General features: G+C 68.6%; 20 protein-coding genes and 1 tRNA gene. 14 read left to right on the plus strand and 7 right to left on the minus strand.

All coding sequences use genetic code 11. From position 1 onward, the window contains the following. Positions 1–156 precede the first annotated feature (156 nt). Positions 157–669: a VOC family protein gene (locus ACP7AI_RS12095; RefSeq protein WP_426167668.1), complete on the plus strand. Its 513-nt coding sequence runs from the start codon at positions 157–159 to the stop codon at positions 667–669. Beyond that, entirely contained in the window at positions 636–1,847 is a 1,212-nt protein-coding gene (locus ACP7AI_RS12100; RefSeq protein WP_426167670.1) for an alpha/beta hydrolase, read from the plus strand. Before ACP7AI_RS12095 ends, ACP7AI_RS12100 begins: the two co-directional genes overlap by 34 nt. Before the next feature lie 107 nt (positions 1,848–1,954). Here the strand turns inward: ACP7AI_RS12100 and ACP7AI_RS12105 are convergent, their stop codons facing one another. Both ACP7AI_RS12105 and ACP7AI_RS12110 read right to left on the minus strand, forming a co-directional pair. Further along, entirely contained in the window at positions 1,955–2,752 is a 798-nt protein-coding gene (locus ACP7AI_RS12105) for a LytR/AlgR family response regulator transcription factor (protein ID WP_426167672.1), read from the minus strand. 17 nt (positions 2,753–2,769) lie between these two features. Beyond that, the gene (locus tag ACP7AI_RS12110; RefSeq protein ID WP_426167674.1) at positions 2,770–3,942 is read right to left on the minus strand and encodes a sensor histidine kinase; all 1,173 of its coding nucleotides are present in this window, start codon (positions 3,940–3,942) and stop codon (positions 2,770–2,772) included. A 95-nt stretch (positions 3,943–4,037) separates the two neighbouring features. On the opposite strand from ACP7AI_RS12110, the gene ACP7AI_RS12115 reads away from it, so the two are divergent. The 5 genes from ACP7AI_RS12115 (at position 4,038) to ACP7AI_RS12135 (ending at position 7,953) form a co-directional block, all read left to right on the plus strand. Beyond that, positions 4,038–4,658, plus strand: a complete 621-nt coding sequence (locus ACP7AI_RS12115) for a DNA-3-methyladenine glycosylase family protein (RefSeq protein ID WP_426167676.1) — start codon at positions 4,038–4,040, stop codon at positions 4,656–4,658. After that, positions 4,658–5,461, plus strand: coding sequence for a TrmH family RNA methyltransferase (locus ACP7AI_RS12120; RefSeq protein WP_426167678.1), 804 nt, complete (start codon positions 4,658–4,660; stop codon positions 5,459–5,461). Before ACP7AI_RS12115 ends, ACP7AI_RS12120 begins: the two co-directional genes overlap by 1 nt. 76 nt (positions 5,462–5,537) lie before the next feature. Beyond that, on the plus strand, positions 5,538–5,837 hold the full coding sequence (locus tag ACP7AI_RS12125) for a hypothetical protein (RefSeq protein ID WP_426167680.1): 300 nt from the start codon (positions 5,538–5,540) through the stop codon (positions 5,835–5,837). Positions 5,838–5,868: 31 nt separating this feature from the next. After that, on the plus strand, positions 5,869–6,501 hold the full coding sequence (locus ACP7AI_RS12130) for a hypothetical protein (protein WP_426167682.1): 633 nt from the start codon (positions 5,869–5,871) through the stop codon (positions 6,499–6,501). A gap of 63 nt (positions 6,502–6,564) precedes the next feature. Further along, positions 6,565–7,953, plus strand: a complete 1,389-nt coding sequence (locus tag ACP7AI_RS12135) for an amidohydrolase family protein (protein WP_426167684.1) — start codon at positions 6,565–6,567, stop codon at positions 7,951–7,953. Positions 7,954–7,996: 43 nt separating this feature from the next. Here the strand turns inward: ACP7AI_RS12135 and ACP7AI_RS12140 are convergent, their stop codons facing one another. From ACP7AI_RS12140 to ACP7AI_RS12150, 3 genes are all read right to left on the minus strand, one after another. Further along, on the minus strand, positions 7,997–9,496 hold the full coding sequence (locus ACP7AI_RS12140; RefSeq protein ID WP_426167686.1) for an acetyl-CoA acetyltransferase: 1,500 nt from the start codon (positions 9,494–9,496) through the stop codon (positions 7,997–7,999). A 355-nt stretch (positions 9,497–9,851) separates the two neighbouring features. Further along, positions 9,852–10,937: a hypothetical protein gene (locus ACP7AI_RS12145; RefSeq protein ID WP_426167688.1), complete on the minus strand. Its 1,086-nt coding sequence runs from the start codon at positions 10,935–10,937 to the stop codon at positions 9,852–9,854. Positions 10,938–11,038: 101 nt separating this feature from the next. Then, a tRNA-Arg gene (locus ACP7AI_RS12150) sits at positions 11,039–11,115 on the minus strand. Positions 11,116–11,196: 81 nt separating this feature from the next. On the opposite strand from ACP7AI_RS12150, the gene ACP7AI_RS12155 reads away from it, so the two are divergent. Beyond that, complete coding sequence (locus ACP7AI_RS12155) at positions 11,197–11,715, plus strand: hypothetical protein (RefSeq protein WP_426167690.1); 519 nt, start codon at positions 11,197–11,199, stop codon at positions 11,713–11,715. On the opposite strand, the gene ACP7AI_RS12160 is transcribed toward ACP7AI_RS12155, so the two are convergent. Beyond that, the gene (locus tag ACP7AI_RS12160; protein ID WP_426167692.1) at positions 11,712–12,590 is read right to left on the minus strand and encodes a P1 family peptidase; all 879 of its coding nucleotides are present in this window, start codon (positions 12,588–12,590) and stop codon (positions 11,712–11,714) included. The two genes, ACP7AI_RS12155 and ACP7AI_RS12160, sit on opposite strands and share 4 nt — an antisense overlap. Positions 12,591–12,671: 81 nt before the next feature. Here ACP7AI_RS12160 and ACP7AI_RS12165 point away from each other — a divergent pair, with 81 nt between their 5' ends. Genes ACP7AI_RS12165 through ACP7AI_RS12175 form a run of 3 tightly spaced genes read left to right on the plus strand, consistent with a single transcriptional unit; the run spans position 12,672 to position 15,576 of the window. After that, positions 12,672–13,769 (plus strand): type III polyketide synthase, encoded by a 1,098-nt coding sequence (locus ACP7AI_RS12165; RefSeq protein ID WP_426168340.1) that lies wholly within the window; start codon positions 12,672–12,674, stop codon positions 13,767–13,769. Next, positions 13,769–14,482 carry a methyltransferase domain-containing protein gene (locus tag ACP7AI_RS12170; protein WP_426167694.1) on the plus strand — a complete coding sequence of 238 codons (714 nt, stop codon included), beginning with the start codon at positions 13,769–13,771 and terminating at the stop codon, positions 14,480–14,482. The genes ACP7AI_RS12165 and ACP7AI_RS12170 overlap by 1 nt, the downstream gene beginning before the upstream one ends. Then, positions 14,479–15,576 carry an FAD-dependent monooxygenase gene (locus tag ACP7AI_RS12175; protein WP_426167696.1) on the plus strand — a complete coding sequence of 366 codons (1,098 nt, stop codon included), beginning with the start codon at positions 14,479–14,481 and terminating at the stop codon, positions 15,574–15,576. The genes ACP7AI_RS12170 and ACP7AI_RS12175 overlap by 4 nt, the downstream gene beginning before the upstream one ends. Positions 15,577–15,741: 165 nt before the next feature. On the opposite strand, the gene ACP7AI_RS12180 is transcribed toward ACP7AI_RS12175, so the two are convergent. Further along, positions 15,742–16,269: a DUF2141 domain-containing protein gene (locus ACP7AI_RS12180; RefSeq protein WP_426167698.1), complete on the minus strand. Its 528-nt coding sequence runs from the start codon at positions 16,267–16,269 to the stop codon at positions 15,742–15,744. 147 nt (positions 16,270–16,416) lie between these two features. On the opposite strand from ACP7AI_RS12180, the gene lptF reads away from it, so the two are divergent. From lptF to ACP7AI_RS12195, 3 genes are read left to right on the plus strand one after another with little or no spacing between them, the layout of a single operon-like run. Beyond that, complete coding sequence (gene lptF / locus ACP7AI_RS12185; RefSeq protein WP_426167700.1) at positions 16,417–17,646, plus strand: LPS export ABC transporter permease LptF; 1,230 nt, start codon at positions 16,417–16,419, stop codon at positions 17,644–17,646. After that, positions 17,643–18,731, plus strand: coding sequence for an LPS export ABC transporter permease LptG (lptG, locus tag ACP7AI_RS12190; protein WP_426167702.1), 1,089 nt, complete (start codon positions 17,643–17,645; stop codon positions 18,729–18,731). Before lptF ends, lptG begins: the two co-directional genes overlap by 4 nt. A 44-nt stretch (positions 18,732–18,775) precedes the next feature. Beyond that, the gene (locus tag ACP7AI_RS12195; protein WP_426167704.1) at positions 18,776–19,936 is read left to right on the plus strand and encodes an N-acetyltransferase; all 1,161 of its coding nucleotides are present in this window, start codon (positions 18,776–18,778) and stop codon (positions 19,934–19,936) included. Positions 19,937–19,962: the final 26 nt, after the last annotated feature.

Here is a 19,962-nt window from a genome sequence, read left to right on the forward strand (position 1 = left end):
CCGTCGAGGGCGCGAGCCGAAAAATGCCGCGCGCCGACTGAATGCGTTGTGAAAGCCTTGCTTAGCCACCGTTCAGCTTGGGCGTTCAGCTTCGGACTTGAGCCGCCGTGCGCCGCCGTGCAGACTGCGCCGAAAGATCACCCGGGGAGACTGCCGATGACGGCCAATCTGCGCGGCATCCATCACAGCGCCTATCGCTGCCGCGATGCCGAGGAGACCCGCGCCTTTTACGAGGATCTGCTCGGGCTGCCGCTGGCGGCGGCCCTGGCGGAGGAACGCGAGCCCGGCAGCGGCCGCCGCAACCCCTTCGTCCATATCTTTTTCCAGCTGGGCGACGGCAACTACATCGCCTTTTTCGATGCCCCCGGCACCGCAACCCCGGACAGCTTCACCCCCGTCCACGGCTTCGACCGCCACGTCGCCTTCGAGGCCGGCGACGAGGCGACGCTGCTCGACTGGCAGGGCAAGCTCGACGCCGCCGGCGTGCCGTGCTTCGGCCCGATCGACCATGGTTTCGTGAAGTCGGTCTATTTCAGCGACCCCAATGGCCTGCCGCTGGAAATCACCACCCGCGTCGCCGACCATGACGCGATCATGGCGACGGAGGCCGGCCATGCCCGCGCCGTCGTCGCGGAATGGACCGCAAAGAAACAGGCCGCGGCAGCTTGAGCGCCTATGCGCGCGTGCCCCTGATCATCGGCTGGCGCGAACCCGTCGGGCTGCGCGACACCTATGGCGGTGTCGATGGCGTCGTCGCGCTGCAGGCCCAGCATCTGAAGCCCGAAACGGCGTCCGACACCATCGTCGTCTTCATGCACCCGATGGGCATCATGCATTATCTGCCGCTGCCCGGCGCGCTGGCGACGGCGGGTGTCCATGTGCTGTCGGCGGTGTCGCGTTATCCCAACAACGACAGCGCGCTGATCATGGAAAAGGTCGCCATCGACCTCGGCAGATGGATCAACCATTGCCGCACGAAATTGGGGTACAGCAAGGTCGTGCTCGGCGGCTGGTCGGGCGGCGGCAGTCTCGCGCTGTTCTACCAGGCCGAGGCCGAGGACCCGCGCGTCACCGCCACCCCCGCCGGCGACCCGCCGAGCCTGGTCGATGCCAAACTGCCGCCCGCCGATGGCGTGATGCTGCTGGCGGCGCATGTCAGCCGGGCCCACACGCTGACCGAATGGATGGATCCGTCGGTCAACGACGAGGCCGACCCGACGCGGCGCGACCCTGCGTGGAACCTCTACGACCCGGCCTGCGCCCAGCCGCCGTACAGCGCCGACTTCCTCGCCGAATTTCGCGCCCGCCAGCTGGCGCGCAACCGCCGCATCACCGCCTGGGCGCAGGACACGCTCAAAACCCTGGTCGCCCGCGAAGGCCCGCATGCCGAACGCGCCTTCGTCGTGCACGGTACCATGGCCGACCCGCGCTGGCTCGACCCCGCCGTCGATGCCAACGACCGCACGCCCGGCCGCTGCTATCTCGGTGACCCGCGGCTGATCAACGACTCGCCCGGCGGCCTCGGCCGCTTCACGACGCTGCGATCCTGGCTCAGCCAGTGGAGCCACGACCTCAGCCACGCCGACGGCATCGCCTGCGGCCCGCGCATCACTGTCCCGGTGCTCGTCATCGGCAACAGCGCCGACGACGCCTGCACGCCGTCACATACCCAGCGGCTGTACGATTGCGTCGCCCAGGTCGATCGCGAGCTGCATGTCGTCCAGGGGGCAACGCACTATTACGCCTTCCAGCCGGACAAGCTGGCCGAGGCGACGGGGGTGGTCACGGGGTGGCTGGAAGCCAGAGGATTCCCAACCAGTCATCCCGGCGAAGGCCGGGACCCGTGAACCACAAATTCGGCAACGGCTGCGCCCACGACGGTGAACTGGCGATTCATGGGTCCCGGCGTTGACCTACGGTCGCCTTCGGCTCGCCGGGATGACAGCGCTGATCGCTACAAAAACCGCGCCACCACTTCCCGATAGCTCCGGCTCACCTTCACCTGGGTATTCGACCCCAGCACCAGGAAGCACTCGCCGTTGGTATGCGGCTTGACGCTCTTGATGTTGTCGAGGTTGACGATCGTCGAGCGGTGGATGCGCTGAAACTTGCGCGGGTCGAGCCGGCGTTCCAGGTCCTTCATCGTCTCCCGCAGGATCAGCGTCTGGTCGGCGGTGTAGATGCACATGTAATCGCCGGCGGCGTCGATGCGCTCGATGTCGCCGACATCGACGCGGAAGATCTGGCCGCGATCCTTGATGTTGAGCACCCGCTCATAGCGGTTGGCGGCGTGCTGGTCGCCGTCCGACAAGTCGTCGGGCATCGCCTCGGGGGCGACTTCGGTCAGGATTTCCTTCAACCGCTCGCTGTCCTCGCAGCTGCGCTTTTCGGTCAGGCGCTGGCGCACCCGCTCGATGGTGGCGGCCAGGCGATCCTGGTCGACCGGCTTCATCAGGTAATCGACCGCCTGCGCCTCGAACGCCTTCAGCGCGTGCTGGCCGAAAGCGGTGACGAACACGAACAGCGGCGGTTCGATATCGGCGAGACCGGCGACGACCGAGAACCCGTCGAAGCCCGGCATCTGGATATCGAGGAAGACGAGATCGGGCTTTTGCGTGCGAATGGCGCGGATGGCCTCGCGGCCGTTGGCGCAGCGTTCGATGATCTCGACATCGTCGAAGGCCTCCAGGCGCAGTTCGAGCCCCTGGATGGCAAGTGGTTCATCGTCGACGATGATCGTTCGGATCGTCATTTTTTCTGGCGCTTTCGCTATTGGGCCGCAACGCTTTGCGGACCGGGTACAGGCGCCCCCAGATTCGTATCGACCCGGCCATCGCCCCCGACGGCCGGTGCCACCACCTCGGTCTGATATGGAATGTCTATCAGAACGATCAACCCTTGCGGAACATTTTCTGCCAATTGGAAACGGTGGTCCACGCCATAGGCCTGGGCCAGTCGCTCCCTGATATTCGCCAGCCCGACATTGGTTCCGCCGTTGCCGCCGCCGCCGCTGTCCGCCGCGGAGGCGGCAAGGCCGGGGCCGGTGTCGGCAATGGTGATGACCAGCCGGTCGCTCATCCGTCGTGCATCGATGACGATGTCGGCGCCGTCCTCCGAAGGCGTCACCGCATATTTGATGGCATTCTCCACGATCGGCTGCAGCAGCAGCGACGGCAGCCGGCTATCGAGCACATCGGGCGCGATGTCGAACCGCGTGCGCAGCCGGTCTTCAAAGCGCGTCCGCTCGATATCGAGATACAGCTTCAGCGCCTCCGCCTCCTGCGCCACCGTCGCCAGCCCTTCGCGTTCACCAACCAGGCTGTAGCGCAGGAACGACGCCAGCCGCGACAACATGGCATTGGCCCGCTCGGTCTGTTTCAGCAGCACCAGCGTCGAGATCGAGTTCAGCGTGTTGAACAGGAAATGCGGGTTCAGCTGATAGCGCAGCATCTCCAACTGCGCCGAATTGGCCTGGCGGGCGACATTGATCATCCGCTCCGACTGTTCGGCGAGCAGCAGGTAATAGTTGATGCCGTAATAAAGCCCGGTCCACGCGCCGAGCACCGAAAAATCCAGGAGGATGGCGCCCAGGAACTCGATGCCCTGCGGCTTCCACCCCGGCTGGTAGAAGGTCGCGTGCGCCCACACCTCCAGCACCGAGAACACGCCCGACGCGACCCCCAGGATCAGCGGCGACAGCGTCCACACATAGACCGGCTTCATCGTGATGATCCGGCGATAGGCGGCCGCCATCAACAGCGTCAGCGAAAATCCGGTGGCGGTGACGATGATCGCGGGCAGGATGAAGCCGACCCCCATCTTGTTGGCCAGCCCCGACAGCGCGCGCAGCAGCAGATAGGCCGACCAGCCGCCGCCCTGGAGGATCCAGAAGGCGCGATTCTTGTCGTGGAAAAAGCTGGTGCGGCGCAGGTCTTCGAACATCTCGGGGCAATGGTAGCCGATTCCCGCCAGCCGCGCATACCCCGGGCCGGCGTGAGGGCTGTCGCGCCGCACGGCGGCCCGCTACAAGCGGCGAAATGTCCCTCACCGCCGAACAGCTGCGCGCCTCGCTTGATCACATCGCCGCCATCGAACCCGCCATGGCCGCGGCGCTCGCCAACGTCGGCTATCCCGAACCGCGCGGGCGTGGCCGCGGCGCCGGCACCATGATGCGCGCCATCGTCGGCCAGCAGGTCAGCGTCAAGGCGGCGGCGAGCATCTGGAACAAGCTCGAGATTGCCTGCGGCGGCGACATGGACGACCACGCCCGCATCGCCGAAACCTCCATCGAGGACCTGCGCGCCGCCGGCCTGTCGGGGCAGAAGGCCAGCTATGTCCAGGGCCTCGCCCAGGCCATCGCCACCGGCCAGATCGATTTCGACAATTTGCCCGCCGACGACGACGAGGCCGTCACCGCGCTCACCGCGATCAAGGGCATCGGCCGCTGGTCCGCCGAAATCTACCTGCTGTTCGCCGAAGGGCGGCCGGACGTCTTCCCCGCCGGCGACCTCGCGGTGCAGATCCAGCTCGGCAAGCTGCTGGGGCTGGAGGCGCGCCCGACCGAAAAGCGCACCCGCGAACTCGCCGAACCCTGGCGCCCGCACCGGGGGGCGCTCGCGGTGTTCCTGTGGCACCACTACAACATCGTCGCGCTATGATGACGGACGTCACGAGCCCGGCCAACCCGGTGCTGAAATCGCTGAAGGCGCTGGCCGACAAGAAGGGCCGCCGCGAGCAGGGGCTGTTTCTGGCCGAAGGCTTGCGCGTCTGTACCGAGGCGCTGGCCACCGGCCATGTCCCGCGCACGCTGATCTTTGCCGCCGATGCGGAAGGCCATCCGCTGACGGCGGCGCTGGTCGCCGCGACCGAGGCGCGGCGCGGCACCGTCATCCGCAGCACCCGCGACCTCCTTCACCGCCTGACCGGCAAGGACAATCCCGGCGCCGTCGCCGCCGCCTATGCGATCCCCGATACCGGCCTCGCCCGCATCGACCGCGGCACCGCCGCCCTCTGGGTGGTCGCCGAAAATCTGAAGGACCCCGGCAATCTCGGCACCATGCTGCGCACCTGCGACGCCACCGGCGCCGGCGGTGTCATCCTGCTCGATCAAAGCTGCGACCCGTTCAGCCTGGAGGCTGTCCGCGCCTCGATGGGCGGCGTCTTCACCCGCCGCATCGCCCAGGCAACGGGCCCCGATTTCCTCGCCTGGCTGCGCGCCGGGCCGGGGGAGCTCGTCGGTGCGGCCCTCGACGGGCACACCGTCGACTATCGCGCCCACCGCTTTGCCGCGCCGACGTTCCTGTTCATGGGTAACGAACAATCGGGCCTGCCGCCGGCCTATGCCGCCGCCTGCGATGCGCTGGTCAAACTGCCGATGAAGGGCACCGCCGACAGCCTCAACGTCGCCGTCGCCACCGCCGTGCTGCTGTACGCGGCGCTCGCCCAGATGGAGCCGCTTTAACAGGTCGTAATGGTCCGGCTGTGCAACCTTGTTGCCGCCGGCGGGGTTGTTTCCCTGCCACCCGAGGAGAGGGACCATGAAGACATCCGCCATCGTTTTCACTACCTTGCTGGCGATCGGCACCGCCGTCGCGGCGCAGGAGGCATCGAGCAATCCGGCGTTGAAGGACCCGGCGCCGGCGGCTGTCACCGCACTCGCCGAAGGCGCCAACAGCTTCACCGCCGACCAGGCCCGCGGCCGCATGGCCAAGGCCGGCTATCCCGGCGTCACCGACCTGGTGAAGACCAAGGATGGCCAATGGGTCGGCAGCGCCATGAAGGGGTCCCAGCAGGTCCGCGTCACGCTCGACTACAAGGGCGATGTGGTCGCCCAATAGGCCCAGCCCGTTTTCGCAGGAGTATGTTGCGATGTCAGTCACCATCACCCGCCTGTTCGACCAATGGCACGACGCCGAGCTCGCTCTTCGCGACCTGGGCGATGCCGGTGTCGACCATGACGATATCAGCGTCACCAGCCGCGATCCCGATCGTACCGGCCAGCAGGCCGCGCCCGGCGATGAGGAGCCGGGCATCGACGATGACGGCGACGTGTCACGCGGCGCCACCGCCGGCGCGGCCATCGGCGGCATCGGCGGGCTGCTCGCCGGCCTCGGCCTGATGGCCATCCCCGGCCTCGGCCCCGTCGTCGCCGCCGGCTGGCTGGCGGCGGCCGCCACCGGCGCCGGCCTGGGCGCCGCGGGCGGGGCGGCGGCCGGCGGCATCGTCGGCGCGCTGAAGGCCGCAGGGCACAGCGACGACGAGGTCCATGTCTATTCCGAGGGCCTGCGCCGCGGCGGCACCCTCGTCAGCGTCAAGGCGGACGACGCCCAGGCTGCCGAGGTCCGTGGCATCCTCGAGCGCAACCACGGCGTCGATGCCGAAACCCGCGGCGCCGATTACCGCACCCGCGGCTGGAGCGGTTACGACGGCGGCTCGCCGGCCTATGACCGCGTCGAGGTCGAGACCGAACGCACCATCAACCGCAGCAGCGGCGTCATCTGATCGGCGTGCAGCGTTGACACCTGTCGGGCGGCCACCCACGGTGGCGCCTGACAGGGGGATTGCATGCGTATATTTTTGACGGCGGTGGCGGCGTGCCTGATGGCGACATCGCCAGGAGAACCGGTTGCGGCGGCGCCCATCAAGGCGCTGGTCGGCGGCCGGCTGATCGACGGCAACGGCGGGCCGCCGGTGGCCAACAGTGTCATCCTGATCGACGGCGACCGCATCACCGCGGTCGGCACCGTCGGCACGCTGCCGGTGCCGGCCGGGGCGGAGGTCATCGCCACCGACGGCATGGACGTGCTCCCGGGCCTCTGGGACATGCACGTCCACCTGATGATCGACGGCCATTCCGATTATCCGCACTGGGACAAGGCGTACATGAACCGGTTCCGGTCGGAGATCATGCCCGCCGGCGCCGTCCAGCTGCTGCTCGCCGGCGTCACCAGCGCCCGCGACCTGGGGGCGCCGCTCGACGATTCGATTGCCGTCCGCAACGCGGTGCGCGATGGCCGCATCCCCGGCCCGCGCCTTTACATGTCCGGGCCGTTCCTCCAGCACGCGCCCTATCCCGATACGGAGGCCTATCGCTGGGGCATCAAGGATGCCGCCGACGCCCGCGCCAAGGTCCGCCAGCTGAAGGCCGCCGGCGTCGATGTCATCAAGCTGATCGACCAGGACCAGATCGGCGAGACCGTCGGCCGCGCCCTGGTCGATGAAGCGCACAAGAACGGCCTGAAGGTCGTCGGCCATTCGCACCTTCCCGATGAAATCCGCATCGGGCTGAAGATCGGCGTCGACAATTTCGAGCATACCGGGCTCGGCGCCGCGCCGCGCTACCCCGACGACATCATGCTGGCGATCGAGGCCCGCGCCGCCGAAGGCCGGGTGCGCGGCAGCCCGCTGTACTGGACCCCGACGATCTCGGGCCTCTACAACTACAACCGCCTGATCGCGAACCCCGAAAAGCTCGACGACGCCTGCTGGACGCGCGGGCTGAAGCCCGACACCATCGCCGACATCAAGGCCTCGCTCGTCCACCCCGACCAGCTCGAATACAACCAGCTGACGCCGCGCCGGAAACCGACGCTCGACGTCAAGTTCGCGCAGTTGCGCAAGGCCGGCGTCATCATGCTGATCGGCACCGACAGCGGCATCCCCGCCACCTTCCACTGCCAGTCGACCTGGAACGAGCTCGACGTCTGGGTCAACAAGCTGGGCGTGCCGCCGATGGAGGCGATCCAGGCCGCCACCTATTGGCCGGCCAAGTTCATGGGCGTCGAAAAGACCAGCGGCACCGTGGTCGCCGGCAAATATGCCGACATCATCGCGGTGCGCGGCGACGTGCTGGAAACCATCGGCCTGCTGCAGAATGTCGGGTTGGTGATGAAGGGCGGGACCGTCTACAAACAGGGCGGCGTGCCGGTGGAGGCCGCGCTGGCGCCGCGCTGACGGTCAGGCGGCATGCGGGCGTTCGCCAGCATGACGGGTAAACTCAACCCGCCCAGGCCTGCAGCCCGTCCTCACCCACCGAAACCGTCCCGCCAAGCCCCACCGGCGTCTCGTCCAGCGACAGCAACCGCGCGACGAACCCGGCATCGCCCATGTCGATCCGCGCGAATACCCGCTCGCGCGCCGGCGTCAGTCCGATGATGCTGCCATGGCTCGGCGCGCCGTCGCGGTCGTACACCACGCTGAACGTCTCGATCGTCGCCGGCCCGGCATAATCCAGCGCCGGTGCCGGCACCGCGGCGCGGGCTGCCTCGGCCGCCTCCTGCACGTCCTTGGGCAGCATCAGCCCGGCCGGGTCGGCGGCGTCGCAGCCGATGACCAGCGCGTGATGCTTGGTGACATAGCCGCCCTGGCCATAAAGCAGCGCCTGCGCCGCCGGGCGGTCACGCAGCGACCGCACCATCGCGCAGGTCGATTGCAGCATGTAGCAGTTGAGCCCCGCCCCGGCGAAACTGAGGCCCCCGGTGACGCTGAACGGCATGTCGGCCGCCAGCCCCAGCGTGCGCCGTGCCATCTTGGGCACGGTCGGAAAGCACGAATACAGCTCCACCCGGTCGAAGCCGTCGCGCGCGATGCGCATCGCCTGGTCGAGCACGGCATCCTGCGCCACCGAATGGTCGTACTGGTCGCGGGCGAGGTAATCCATCGGCTCGGCCGCCGCCGCGCCGCCATGGATGTGGATGATCCGGTCCTCGGCAATGCCCGCCTCCCGCGCCAGCGCCAGCGTCGTCATCAGCACGGCGCCGGCCTGGTTCACCGTGTTGTTGGCGACCATGCGCTTGGTATAGGGCCAGGCGATCATGCGATTATCGGGCGTCGCGGCGGTGATCTCCGCCGCGCTGAACGCCTTTTGCCCCCAGGCATAGGGGTTCGACGCGGCTATCTCCGAGATCGCCTGATAGGCCATGCCGCTTTCGGCCAGCGCCTCGGCCGGGGTCAGCCCCCATTCGGCAATCGTCGCATTCTCGTACAGCGGATAGACATGCACCGGCGACATGATGCCGTGGCGCACCGCCAGCGGCGTCACATGCTCGCTGCCGATGATGGGATTCTCGACTTTCGCCGCCGGCGGCGTCCAGGGCAGCTCGATGCCCGCCGCCTTGGCCTTGGACACGGCATTGGCCGCCTCGCCGCCGGTGACGACGGCGACCAGGCTGTTGCCGTTCATGATGCGCAGCGCCGCCTCATGGATCTTCGTCGTCGGGGTCTCGCCGCCGACCAGCCCATAGACCGCCCGCGCCGGCACGATGCCGAGCCGCTCCACCAGCCGCTGCGCGACGCGATCATAGCGCCACGAAACGAGGTTGATGACATCGATCGAATCGATGCGGTGCAGGAAACCGCCGCCGGCATCGACATCGGCGGCGAGCACCGCATCGGCCATCAGCTGCAACGGCTCCCGCGCCAGCGCCGGGTCGGCGGGCCGGTCGATGATGTCCCCGACGCCGATGATGACGGGCGTGCGATCGGCGGGCAGGGCCATGGTTGGAAACTCCGTGTGGTGCGGTTGTCCGTTCTAGGCGCGCGGCGCGCGGGACGGAACCTGCCAGATTCGCGCCGCGAAGCCGTGCCGGCGGGGACCTTTTGCGCCGGAAACGCCCCCGACCCCCCCCCCGAAACCCCATGCGACGCCACTGCTTCCGCGCGGAATCACCACGAAACCGCGCCGAAATCGCACCGGAACCACCGACAAACGCGCTTAAATCGTGGCGCGATCGCCGGCCGTGGCGCCAAAATTGCCTGCAATGCCATGGTGATCGCACGTTTTTCGCAGGCGTTGACGAGGGTCGACCGGCAATCGGGGCAAAATCACCGTCCGAAAATCGCTGCCGGCGCGCTCAATCCGCGCCGAACCACAGCAGCGACGCCGGCGTATCGAGCGCTTTCGGATTGATCGCCAGCGCCGCCTGCCGCGCCGCCTCGCTCTCCTCGCCGCGGTCGAGCACCGCCAGCGCATCGGCGAGCACGACATATTGCGCCGCCGTGCGCCCGCCGCCGGCCTCAAGCGCCGCGATCGTCGCCACCGCCTCGGCAGCCTTGCCATCGGCAAGCTGCGCCCTTGCCAGCAGCAGTTGCGCATCACGGCCGGGCCATGCCGCCAGGTTGCGCCGCGCCAGGTCGAGCGCCCGCACCGGATCGCCCACCGCCAGCTCGTGTTCGGCGGCCCGGGCCAGGCTCGCCGCGGGCCATGTGAGCAGCCGCCGTTCCCACACCGCCGCCGCCTGCGCCGCCCACAACCGGCCATCGGGCAGGTCGCCGCGCTCGAAACACAGCGCCGCCAGCGCATCCATCACCACCGGATCGGCCGTGGCGGTGCGCCCGATGATGGCACGATAGGCCCGGTTGGCCCCCTCCAGGTCGCCCTGCAGCGCCAGCATTTGCGCCCGGTGGGCCGCCACCAGCCACCAGCCGGGGAAAACCTGCTCGGCTTCGGCGAAATATGATGCGGCCTGGGGCCAGTGTCCCGCCCCCAGCGCCACCGCGCCGTGCTGCAGGGCCGTCGTTGCCCGCGCCTGCTGCCCCGTGGCGGTGCCGGGCGCCGCGAAGTCACCCCGCGCCACCGCCAGTGCCGCCTGCCGCAGCGCCGTGCCGCCGCCAGCCAGCGTCGCCGCCACTGCATCGGCCCGCGCCAGGTCGTCGAACGACCCCGTCAGCCGCGCCCGGCGCAGCAGCGCGCCGGCCAATGCAGGTCGATTCGGCGCCCGCGCCACCGCCCGGTCGGCCGCCACCAGGGCCGCCGCATAGTCGCGCGGATCATCGGCCGGCGCCGCGGCGGCCGCTGAAGGCACAGGTCTGTCACGCCACCGGTCGACCGCAAACAGCGCCAGCCCGGCCAGCACCATCAGCGCCGCCAGCCGCCACCACCGCGGCACGCCGCGCAGCGACCCGATCAGGTCCGGCGCGCGCCCGTATGCCGGCCGCATGGCCGCACTGATGTTGAAGCTTTTCCCCACGACACGGCCCCCGTCACCCCAGCGTAGCAACGCCGGGGACGCCTGGGAATGGCAGCAAGTGATGAAGGAAATGGTGCACCCGGAACGATTCGAACGTCCGACCCTCAGATTCGTAGTCTGATGCTCTATCCAGCTGAGCTACGGGTGCGTAGAGGCGCGGCTCTTAAGCGACCCCGCCGGGCTTGGCAACTGCTTGCGTGGGGTTGCCGTGCGCGATAGCACCCTTGCCATGCGTTTTTTCCCGATTTTGCTGTGTGTCGTGCTCGCCGGATGCGGGGGGATGAACAGCGGCAAATGGCCGTCGCTGGCACCGCGCGCCGGCGAAATCTCGCCGATGGTGCCGCGCACGCCGCTCGGCGCCTGCGCCGGCTGTGGGCAGGATGTGTTCACGGAAAGCCCCGAACCGGCGCCGATCGTGCTGCCGCCGGTCCCCGCCGACGTGCCGGCGCGGCTCGATTCGGTCGAAAAGGCCGTCGCCGCGGTCGCCGACGCGCTGCCGGCGCAGCGCCGCGCCACTGAAGCCGCCATCGCCCGCGCCGCCGGCACGCGCCCCGATTCGAACGCCGCCAGCGATGCCGAGGTCGAACGCAGCCGGCTGGAGCTCCTCTATGTGCCGCTCGGCGCCCAGGAACGTGCCCTCGATGCCATCGAGGACGACCTTGCCGGCAAGGCGGGTGCCGAGGCGCTGGCGGCGCGGACGCAGGCGTTGCGGTCGCGAATCGCGCAGTTGCAGGGCGAACGGCTCTAGCCGAACACCGCCCGCCGCACCGCCCGCACCACCAGGTCCGCCGCCAGCGTCCCGATTTCCGTCAATGCCACCGGGTCGCTGCCGGCGCCGGTCTTGGCGGCCGTCGACAGCACGAACAGGCAATCGCCATCGAATGGCGTGTGGATCGGTCGGATGCAGCGCGCCAGGCCATCCTGCGCCATCATCGCCACCCGCCGCGCCTGTGCCCGGGTCAGCGGTGCGTCGGTGGCGATCACCCCGATGGTGGTGTTGCGGCGGACATTGTCGGCGCTCGCCCGCTTCGGCATCGGCACCGGCCCGTCGGGCGGCGCGCCCTCATAGACCTCGCCAAAGCTGTTGCAGGCGATCAGCGCGCCGGTGCGATGCCCGCCGGGCAGCATCGCCGACACGCTGCCGATCCCGCCCGCCCGGCTGCCGGCGCGCGCGCCATGGCCGGCCCCCACACGCCCGCACGCGTCGTCGCCCAGCGCCGCCAGCGCCGCGCGCGCCAGCCGGCGATACGGCGGCGCCGCGCCCCACGCCTTGTCGCCGCCATTGGCGAGGTCGAACAGGATCGCCGCCGGCACCACCGGCACCGCCGGCAGCCCGGCGCCGATATGCAGCCCCACGCCCGCCGCCGACAGGCCCAGCACCAGCTCGTCCGCCGCCGCCAGCCCGAACACCGATCCGCCCGACAGCACCAGGCCATGCACCCGCTCGACCAGCGTCGACGGGTCCAGCGCATCGGTTTCGCGCGTTCCGGGGCCGCCGCCGCGGACATCGACCGCCATCACCACGGGCGCATCCGGAACGATAACGGTGACCCCGGTGTTGATGACGGGGTCATGCGCGTGACCGACTGACAGGCCGGGAACGTCGCTGAATCGATCGGTCATCACGTAGCTATAGCAGCGACCCCGCGTCGCCTTGCAACTTGTCCCCCGACAAGGCAGGCAATCCCCGGGGTCGGGAGATGAATTTTGGTAACCGCACACATCAACCGCATCGGCACCGCCGTCCCGCCCAACGACGTCCATGATGCGTTCGTGCGCTTCGTCGGCGACATGATCGACGATCGCCGCAACGCCCTCATCTTCAAGCGCATGGTCGGTCGCGCCGGCATCGAGCACCGCTTTTCCTATTTCGAACCGCTCGCCAACCCCAATCGCTTCCTCGCCGACACCGACGGTTTCTATGCCAAGGGGGCATTTCCCTCGACCGGCGCCCGCATGGCCCGCTTCGAAAAATCGGCGCCCGTGCTCGCCAATGCGGCGCTCGACGCGCTCGATCTCGATGGCGAGCGCGAGCGCATCACCCATCTTGTCGTCGCCTCGTGCACCGGCTTCGTCGCGCCGGGCATCGACCAGCTCATCGTCAAGGCTGCCGGCCTCAATCCCGGCGTCGAGCGGACGGTGGTGGGCTTCATGGGCTGCTATGCCGCGGTCAATTCGCTGCGGCTGGCGCATCATTTCGTCCGCTCCGACCCCGCGGCGCGCGTGCTGGTCGTCAATCTGGAGCTGTGCACGCTGCATTTCCAGGAAACCGGCGACCTCGAACGGCTGCTGTCGATGCTGCTGTTCGGCGACGGCTGCTCGGCGGCGCTGGTCACCGCCGACGAAACCGGCCTGGCGCTCAACGACTTTCGCGCTACCACCATCGATGATTCGGCCGAAGCCATCACCTGGCGGGTCGGCGACCAGGGCTTCGACATGCACCTGTCGGGCGAAGTGCCGGGGCGCATCCAGCGTGCGCTGAAGTTCGAGACGGAGCGCAACGACGGCGAAGGCCTGCTGCGCGGCACCCGCACCAGCGATTACGACCTGTGGGCGGTCCACGCCGGCGGCCGCACCATCCTCGATGCCGTCGAAACCGGCTTCGACCTGGCGCCCGAGGCGCTGCACTGGTCGCGCGGGGTGCTGCGCGAATTCGGCAACATGTCGTCGGCGACGCTGATGTTCGTGCTCAATCGCATCATGGGCCAGGTCGGCACCTCGGTCGATCGCGCCTCCAAGGGCTTCGCCGTGGCGTTCGGCCCCGGGCTGGCGGCGGAGAGCTTCCGCTTCACGACCGTCTGATGGCGAATCTGGCGCTGGCGGACAGGGTGGATCTCAGCCGGCGCGCCGACGCCGACGAACTGATGGACGGCGCCGACCTCGACGCCGCCACTTATGCGGCGCTGATCGCCGACCTGGCGCGGGTCAACACTGTCACCATGGCACGGCCGCCGACGCTGGCCTGGCTGGCGCGGGCGACGCGCGACATGGACGGTTTCAGCCTCGTCGACGTCGGTTTCGGCCATGGCGACATGCTGCGCGCCATCGCGCATTGGGCGCGGCGGCACGGCAAGGTGGCGACTTTGACCGGCGTCGATCTCAACCCGCGCAGCGCCCCGGTGGCAACGGCGGCCACCGATCCGGCGCTGGGCATACGCTACCTGACCGGCGACGCCGCGGCGCTTGGGCTGGCGCCCGATTTCATCGTGTCGTCGCTGGTGGCGCACCATATGCACGATGCCGAGCTGGTCGGCTTCATCGGCTGGATGAACGCCACGGCACGGCGCGGCTGGTTCATCAACGATCTCCACCGCCACCCCGTCGCCTGGGCCGGTTTCCGCCTGCTGGCGACGCTGCTGCGCTGGCACCCGATCGTCCGCCACGACGGCGCGCTGTCGGTGCGGCGGGCCTTCGTGCGCGCCGATTGGGATCGGCTGCTGGCGGCGGCCGGCGTGCCGGACGCGGATATCCGCTGGCATCTGCCATTCCGCTGGGGCGTCGGGCGCCGCAAATGACCCGCCCCGTCATCATCGGCGGGGGCCTCGCCGGCGGCGCCGCGGCGGTGCGCCTCGCCCAGCGCGGCCGCGCGCCGCTGCTGCTCGAACGCGAAGCCGGCGCCCACGACAAGATCTGCGGGGAATTCCTCTCGGTCGAGGCCGGGCGGCACCTGTCCGCGCTCGGTTTCGATGTGGCGCGCCTCGGCGGCGCCCGCATCGACCGCGTCCGCATCCACGCCGGGCACCGCACGGCCGAGGCAAGGCTGCCCTTTGTCGCCACCGGCGTCACCCGGCGCAGCCTCGACGCGGCGCTGCTCGACCATGCTGCGGCGGCAGGGGCGGAGGTGCGGCGCGACACCGCTGTCCGCCACATCGCCGGCGGCCGCGCCGTGACGGCGGACGGCACCACCGATGCCGGCCCGCTGCTGCTCGCCACCGGCAAGCACGACCTGCGCGGCGAACCCCGCGATCCCGCCGGCACCATACAGGGCCTCATCGGGTTCAAGCAGTTCTTCCGCGCCCTGCCCCGCCTGCGCGCCGCGCTCGCCGGCGCTGTCGAAATCACCGCCTTCGATGGCGGCTATGCCGGGCTGCAATGCGTCGAGGGCGACCGGCTCAACCTGTGCCTGCTGGTCGATCGGACACGCTTCGGCGTTCTCGGCGGCAGCTGGCCGGCGCTGTTCGCGGCGCTGCTGCGCGAACCCGGGCTGGCACCGCTCGCCGATGTGGAGCCGCTGCTTGCCAGGCCGCTGACCATCGCCAACGTGCCCTATGGTTATCTGGCGCGACCCGGCGACGACCTCTACCGGCTCGGCGACCAGGCTGCGGTGATCCCCAGCTTCTGCGGCGACGGCATGGCGATGGCGCTGCACGGCGGCCGGCTGGCGGCCGACATGGTCGCCGATGGTGCGCCAGCGCCGGTGTTCCAGCAGGCGCTGCGCGCCGATGTGGGCCGCCAGGTCCGCCTCGCCACCAACCTGCAGCGCTTCGCCACCAGTCGCGCCGGGCGCTTTGCCCTGGTCGCCGGGCTCGGCGCAGTGCCGGCGGCACTGGCGGCGCTGGCGCGTTGGACCCGCGTCGAACCCGCTGCCGTCGCCCGCGCCGGCGCCTAGGGTCCGTACTCAACAGGAATGGGTATCGCGCTTCGCGTGGTCCGGAGAGGCGAAATGGCGTCGTTGGACAACCTTGCCGGGGAGCGAAGCCCCGCCAGCGGTCGTCCGCCTAGCCATTTTGCCTCTCCGGACCATCACGACGCCCATTCCTGTTGAGTACGGACCCTAGCTGACGCCCTTCAGCGGGCTCACCGACAGGCCGCGCAGGTAATTCATCACGATCCGGACATTATTGACCCCGGGGGTCGCCGTGAACAGCGTCTTGTCGGCGGGTGGCTTGGCAAGGCCCAGCTTGGGGTTGTTCGAAAATCCGATGCCGTCGGACCAGACCGACAGCTTGCCGTCACTGTTGGTGTCGTGCAGCGCGACGATGACATAGCGGCCGGGGCCGGGCAGGGCGAGACACACGGTCATGTCGCCGTCCGCCGTCATGGCGATCTCCTGGCGGCGCAGATACTTGCCGCTTTCAAGGTACTCGCCCTTGGTGCCGGTGTAGTTCTGGATGCGCAGCCGGCCGTCGCGGTTCTTGAACCCATGCACGGTCACCAGTGCCGATGTGCCCGCGGCGCCGGGGCGGCAATCGGCCGCGTCGCCGCCGAGCACGACCGGGCCCTGCGCCGCTGCCGGGCTTGCTGCCGCCATCATCAGGATCAGGCCGACGGCGCCTGCCGCAGCCTTGAAAGAATTTGCCATGACCTTGCAGTTTCACCGAGCTATAGGGGTACGACGTTCGTCGCCGGGTGGTCGCCAACCCTTCCGGTGGTTGGCAACATGGTGGCGGCTTGCGGCGAAAATTGGGCGCGGCAGTGTCGACATCAAGGGATTGGACCCGGCACCACCTTGTTCGCGCTTACCCGTTTCGATCGTTATCTGGCCCGGTTGATCATCGTGCCGCTGTTCGCGTCGCTGGTCATCGCCGCGATGCTGCTGCTGCTTGACCGGATGCTGCGGCTGTTCGACTTCGTGATGACGGAGGGCGGCCCGGTCAGCGTCGTCTGGCGCATGCTCGGCAATCTGCTGCCCGAATATCTGTCGCTCGGCATCCCGATCGGCGTGATGATGGGCATATTGATGGCATTCCGGAAACTCGCGCTGTCGTCGGAACTCGATGCCTTGCGCGCCGTCGGCATCAGCTACAATCGACTGCTCAGGGTGCCGTTCCTGTTCGCCACCTTCTTTGCACTGGTCAACTTCGGCATCGTCGGTTTCCTGCAGCCGGTGTCGCGCTATGCCTATGAGAATCTGCAGTTCGAGCTGAGGTCGGGTGCGCTCGGCGCCTCGGTCAAGGTCGGCGAATTCGCCAGCCTCGGCAAGGGCATGACCCTGCGCGTGGAGGAGAGCAAGAAACAGGGTGCCGACCTGCGCGGGCTGTTCGTGCGTGCCCAGGACAAGGACGGGCAGAGCGTCGCGGTGACGGCCGCACAGGGCACCTTCCTGTCGACCGACGATCCCGATGTCATCCTGTTGCGGCTGAAGAACGGCACGCTGGTCCACACGCCCAAGGAAGGCGGCGTGCCGCGGGTACTGTCGTTCGAACAGCACGACCTGCCGGTCAACCTGCCGGCGATCTCCAATTTCCGCAAACGTGGGCAAGGCAATCTTGAAAAGACGCTGCCCGAGCTGGCGGCGACGATCTTCGGCAGCGACGCCACGCCGGAGGCGCGGCGTGACGCCAGCGCCACCTTCAACCGCCGGCTGGTGCAGTGCCTCGTCATGTTCGTGCTGCCGTTCCTGTCGGTGGCGCTCGGCGTGCCGCCCAAGCGCTCGACTTCGGCGCTCGGCGTGTTCATCGCCCTGATCGCGCTCGTCACCTTTCACAAGCTGACCGAATATGGCGAACGCATGGGCAGCCTCGGCCGCATCGATCCGGTGCTGGCGCAATGGGTGCCGTTCCTCGGATTCATCGCGCTGTCGCTGTGGCTTTACCGCAGCCTCGCCTATGTTCCCGGCGGCCAGCCGATCGGCGCGCTCGACCGCTGGTTCGGCAAGATCGGCGCGGCGCTGTCGGGCCTCGCCGCCCGGCTGGTGCGGCGCGACAACTGGCGCGACGATGCGTTGTCCGCCGGATGAAGCTTTTTCCCTCCAATACCATCGCCTGGTACACGGCAAAGATGTTCACCGTGCGCGCCGCGGCGTTCCTGATCGGGCTGATCGTCATTCTCGAATCGCTCGATCTGCTCGGCGAATCGGGCAAGATCCTCGCCGCGGCCGGCAATGGCGAAAGCGAGCTTTGGACCTATGTCTCGCTGCGCATCCCGCAGCTGGTGCAGCTGTTCCTGCCGTTTTCGGTGCTGCTGGCGACGCTGGTGACGCTGGCGACGCTCAACCAGAACAGCGAGGTGGTGATCTTCAAGGCCGCCGGCATCTCGGCCCACCAGATCCTGGCGCCGCTGTTCGCCGCGGCCTTCGTCATCGCGGTCGGCAACTTCGTATTCAACGAACGCGTCACGACGCGCGCCACACAGACGCTGAAGACCTGGCAGGACAATGGCTACAGGAAGGTGGCGCTGCAGAAAAAGCCCATCGCCGAAAGCTGGGTGCGCGGCGGCGACGACCTGTTCCGGGCGCTGACCGTGACCGGCGTCGGACCCGCAACGCTGCTGCGCGGCGTCACCATCTACGACCGGGAAGACAACAAGCTGGTCCGCGTCGTCATGGCCGATACGGCGCGGCCCGACGGCGACGGGTGGAACCTGACCGCGGCGCGCGTCTTCGACGTGGCGCGCGGCACGCTGACGCCCTCGCCGGCGCTGCATTTCGCCACCCCGGTGGTGCCGCGCCAGTTCACCACGACGTCGATCAATCCGGCCTGGATCCCGCTTTGGGACCTGTGGCCGCAGATCGCGGAGCAACGCGCCGCCGGCAAGCCCGTCGACAACCTGCTCGTCGCCGCCTGGCACAAGATCTCCGGGCCGTTGTCGACGATACTGATGCCGCTGCTCGGCGCCGTCGCCGCCTTCGGCCTGGCGCGCTCCGGCCGGCTGTTCGTCCGTGCCGTCATCGGCATGTTCCTCGGCTTCGCGTTTTTCGTCGCCGACAATTTCATGCTGGCGATGGGCAATTTCGGCACGGTGCCGCCGCTGATGGCGGCCTGGGCGCCGTTCCTCCTGTTCCTGCTGATCGGCGAGGCCGTCCTCATCCGTACGGAGGAGTGATCCGGTCCCAAATTGGCCGCAATGCGGACTTAAGCGCCGTCGCCATGACGCATTCCACAGGGGCCGGGGGGCTGAAACTGGTCGCGGTGGAAACCGCCGCCGATCGCGCGCGCTTCATCGAGCTGCCGTACAGCCTTTACGCCGACGATCGCAGTTTCGTGCCGCCGTTGCGCAACGAGGCAGCGGCGCTGATCGGCGGCATCAAGGGCAATCCCTGGTTCGAGCACGGCCGGGCGAAACTATGGCTGGTCGAGCGCGACGGCGCCGTCGTCGGCCGCATCTCGGCGCAGGTCGACCAGCTGGTGCTGCAGCACATGGGCCCCGGCACCGGCCATTGGGGCATGTTCGAGTGCATCGACGACCAGGCCGTTGCCGACCTGCTCATCGACACCGCCGAAACCTGGCTGCGCGGCGAAGGGATGACGCGCGCGCAAGGGCCGTTCAGCCTGTCGATCTGGGACGAACCCGGGCTGCTGGTGGAAGGCTTCGACCGCCCGCCGACGGTGATGATGGGTCACCATCTGGCCTATTACCAGAAACTCATCCTCGCCCGCGGCTATGCCGGCATCAAGGACATGCACACCTGGCAGGTGTCGATCACCAAGCCATTCCCCGAAATCGTCCAGCGCATCGTCGCCGCCAGCGAGCGCAATTCGAAGCTGGTGACGCGCAAGGTCGACAAGTCGCGCTTTGCCGAGGAAGCGGCGCTGATCCTCGATATTCTCAACGATGCCTGGGCGACGAACTGGGGCTTCGTGCCGCTGACCCCGGCCGAAATCGCCTTTGTCGGCAAGAAGCTGAAGCCCATCGTGTTCGAGGACCTGATCCGCATCGCCGAATATGAAGGCGTTCCCGTCGGCTTCATGATCGCGCTGCCCGACATCAACGAGCTGACCCGCGATCTCGGCGGCCGCCTGTTCCCGTTCGGTTGGGCCAGGCTGCTGTGGCGGCTGCGCAAGCCCCAGGTCCAGCGCATCCGGGTGCCGCTGATGGGCATCCGCAAATCGCTTCAGGGCCACCGCGTCGCCTCGCTGATGGCGTTCCAGATGATCGAATACATCCGCCGCGAGGCGGTGCTCAACTATGGCGCCGTCGCAGGCGAGATCGGCTGGATCCTCGATGACAACGGCCCGATGCGCTCCATCGCCGACGCGATCGAAGCCAAGGTGACGCGCACTTACCGGGTGTACGAGAAAGCGCTGTAGTCTCGTCTCCCGCAAGCGGGAGAGGC

This window comes from Sandarakinorhabdus sp. DWP1-3-1 (assembly GCF_049896705.1).
In the GTDB taxonomy this organism is placed as follows: Bacteria; Pseudomonadota; Alphaproteobacteria; order Sphingomonadales; family Sphingomonadaceae; genus Sandarakinorhabdus.